General features: G+C 62.6%; 2 protein-coding genes. One reads left to right on the top strand and one right to left on the bottom strand.

The features are described from left to right. Positions 1 to 16 precede the first annotated feature (16 nt). The gene (locus HP499_RS23670) at positions 17 to 562 is read right to left on the bottom strand and encodes a flavin reductase family protein (RefSeq protein WP_172326485.1); all 546 of its coding nucleotides are present in this window, start codon (positions 560 to 562) and stop codon (positions 17 to 19) included. 275 nt (positions 563 to 837) lie between these two features. On the opposite strand from HP499_RS23670, the gene HP499_RS23665 reads away from it, so the two are divergent. Further along, positions 838 to 2,049, top strand: a complete 1,212-nt coding sequence (locus HP499_RS23665) for an acyl-CoA dehydrogenase family protein (RefSeq protein ID WP_253951768.1) — start codon at positions 838 to 840, stop codon at positions 2,047 to 2,049. Positions 2,050 to 2,057 lie beyond the last annotated feature (8 nt).

Raw genomic sequence — 2,057 nt, 5'->3', positions numbered from 1 at the left:
GCGGCGGAACTCGACATTAGTGAGCCCACCAGTCGAAGCGGTTGGTCTTGGCGTGGCGGCCCGTGGACGGGTGCAACCGGGAGATCAGGCCGCGGTAGAAGACCATGGGGCGAGTGTCAGCTGTCTGCAGATCGGTCAGCCGTGCCATGAGACCGTAGTGGTCGCCGGCTTCATACACGGAATCGACCGTGCACTCCATGGAGATCGAGGCGGTGTTCAGGACAGGGGCGCCTGCGCCCTCCATATCCCAGTCGCCAACGGCGAATTTCGGCCCGGAAGAGGAAGCAAAAGCAAAACAAACATCGGCGTGATCTTCATCCAGAACGTTGATGCAGATGCGGTCCAGATTGCGCAGGGCGGCAAAGGACCGCGACTCCTTCATAGCGAAGAAGGTAACCAGGGGCGGATCCAGGGAGACCGTGGAGAGCGAACCGACGGTCATGCCAACGGGACCCTCAGGGCCGTGCCCGGTCACCACGGCAACGGAGGTGGGGATGCGGCCCATGGCCCGGCGCAGGGACGATGCATTCAAAACTGCAGGGCGATCAATCATGATGGTCATCAGGACTCCTATGTCGTGGTGAGAGGTGGGGCTGATGACAGTGAAGCAGCTCACAGCCCCGCAACTCTTTGGCTGGCCTGACAACTCCGCAAGGCCTGTTTGTGCTCAGAGCCAAGCTGGAACGCCCTCCTTGGCGTGTGGCGCAGCTCACGGGGTCATTTTTGGTCGCTGAGCATAAGAGTTGCCGGGGACCGGGGGGCAACCATGGTGGAACAGCTTCTCAAGGAAGCACACCCGGTTTTCGCCTCAACCACTGAGGACCCCCTGGAAGGACAATGATGACCATTACCGCGGAGCAGACCTCCCCAACTACCGGCACCGACACCGACTTGGTGGCCAAGGCCGCTGATCTTCTGGACCTTCTCCGGAAGAACGCGTTCCAGACCGAAACCGACCGTCGCGTCGTGGAGGAAAACATCGAAGCCCTCGCCGCGGCAGGGCTCTTCAAGATCGCAGTCCCCAAGCGTCTCGGCGGCCACGAAGCCGATTTCTCCACCTTCCTGAAGGTCACCTCGACCCTGGGGCAGGCATGTGGATCCACCGCATGGGTCACCAGCCTCATCAACGTCTGTGGCTGGATCATGGGCCTCTACCCTGACCAGGCGCAGCGCGATGTCTACGAAGAGAACCCTGACGCACGCGTCTGCGGCGTTTTCGCCCCCAGTTCCAGCACCGTCGCGGTTGACGGTGGGCTGAAGGTCACCGGCAAGTGGGGCTTCGCCTCCGGTTCCCTGCACTCCCAGTGGGCCATCCTCGGCGTACCCGTCGTCGATGAAGCCGGCACCCAGATCGACCAGGGCCTGGCCTTGATTCCGATGAGCGAATTGAGCATGGAAGACACCTGGTACGTCGCAGGCATGCGCGGAACCGGCTCCAACACTCTCGTCGCGGAGGACGTCTTCGTGCCCAACCACCGGATCATGTCACTGACACAGGCCGTGGAGGGTAAGGTCCCGACCGAACACAACGACGAAGCCCTTTACCGCTCCGCCTTCGTCCCGGTCGCCTCCCTCATCCTCGTCGGTCCCCAACTCGGTTTGGCCAAGGGCGCCCTTGACTTCGTCAAGGCATCCCTGGCCAAAGGCAAAGGAATCGCCTACACCTTCTACGACCGCGCCACCGACGCAGGATCCACCCAGATCAACATCGCCCAGGCTGCATCCCTGATCGATTCGGCCGAACTGCACATGCTCCGGGCCGCAGCAGACATCGATACCGCCGCCAAGGGAACCGACTACCTCGACTTCGAAACCCGCGCACGGGTAAGGATGGATGTAGGAACCGTCGCCACCCGCTCCCGTGAGGCCATGGATCTGCTCCTGAGCGTCCAAGGCGCCGGCTCCTTCGCGGAAGCCAGCCCCCTGCAGCAGAAGTGGCGCGACCTGGAAACGGGCTCCCGCCACGCCGTGGTCAACCCGGCCATTGCCAGTGAAGCCTACGGGCGCGCACTGCTTGGGGTGAAGGAGCAAGTCACTCCACTGATCTAACCGATCCC

Source organism: Paenarthrobacter sp. CM16, assembly GCF_013179505.1.
In the GTDB taxonomy this organism is placed as follows: domain Bacteria; phylum Actinomycetota; class Actinomycetes; order Actinomycetales; family Micrococcaceae; genus Arthrobacter.
This window is presented reverse-complemented; position numbering and strand designations above follow the sequence as displayed.

What these genes read in the sequence shown, in the direction of transcription:
- HP499_RS23665 (WP_253951768.1), top strand. Translation starts at nt 838, where the DNA reads ATGATGACCATTACCGCGGAGCAGACCTCCCCAACTACCGGCACCGAC.
- HP499_RS23670 (WP_172326485.1), bottom strand. Translation starts at nt 562, where the DNA reads ATGACCATCATGATTGATCGCCCTGCAGTTTTGAATGCATCGTCCCTG.